The 949-nt window shown below is 52.7% G+C and carries 2 protein-coding genes; both read right to left on the bottom strand.

Annotated features, from left to right (window positions below; translation table 11 throughout):
* The coding region (locus ACTHUM_RS15410; RefSeq protein ID WP_440403341.1) for a laccase domain-containing protein at positions 1-174 on the bottom strand (174 nt) is incomplete at its 3' end.
* Positions 175-254: 80 nt separating this feature from the next.
* On the bottom strand, positions 255-949 hold a 695-nt coding region (locus ACTHUM_RS15405), incomplete at its 5' end, for an RluA family pseudouridine synthase (RefSeq protein WP_440403340.1).

Genomic DNA, 949 nt, shown 5'->3' with positions numbered 1-949 from the left:
TTCCAGATCGTCGCCGACGTGTGAGCCGACATTCAGGCTCCGGTACACGCCTTCGCTGACACCGCCGTTGCGCGTGGTAATAAGCGTTTTAACATTGGCAGGAGCAGGCCAGTCGGCAGTCAAAAAATTCTTGCCTTGCGGGGCGAGGTTTAGGGTATCTGTGATGGTTTTCATAATCTTTGAATCGCTGAATATTGGAACGGATTGATTTCAGACGGCCTCAAATAATATTTTAGGCCGTCTGAAAAATGGGTTTAATCCCTTACATAAACGACTTCGACATCGTAGTCGTCTTCATTCCAATCGTCGTCATCGTCCATGCCGAATTTCTCTTGCCATTCTTCCTCGTTGCTTAGGGATGAATCCAAACCGGCTTCCAGACGCAGGACGGAAAGCAGGTGGTACATATCGTCAGGTATAGGCGCTTCAAAGGAAACGGTTTCGCCGGTTTTCGGATGTACAAAGCTCAAGCGGTAGGCGTGCAGGGCTTGGCGCGCACCAAGGGCTTTGATGGCTTCTTTAACCGCATCGCTGCATGGATGGCGCAGGTTGCCGTAAACAGGGTCGGCGGCCAGCGGATGGTTGGCTTCGCGCATATGAACGCGGATTTGGTGGGTGCGGCCGGTTTCGAGCGAGCATTCGATGTAGCTGTGTGCCAAATAACGTTCCAACACTTTGACGTGGGTAATGGCAGGTTTGCCGCCGAATTTGACGACTGCCATTTTCAGGCGGTTGTGCGGATCGCGGCCGATTTGGGTTTCGATTTTGCCGTCGAAAGGAACAATGCCGTTGGCGACTGCGCGGTAAATGCGTTTGACTGTACGCTCTTGAAGCTGCTGAACCAATGAGTTTTGCGCCGGCAGGGTTTTAGCGACCACCATCAGGCCGCTGGTTTCTTTGTCCAAACGGTGTACGATACCCGCACGCGGCACTTGGCTTAATTCGGGAC

It is taken from the genome of Neisseria sp. P0021.S006 (assembly GCF_051956895.1).
Note: the sequence above shows the minus strand (reverse complement) of the source record. Positions and strands in the feature narration are given on the sequence as shown.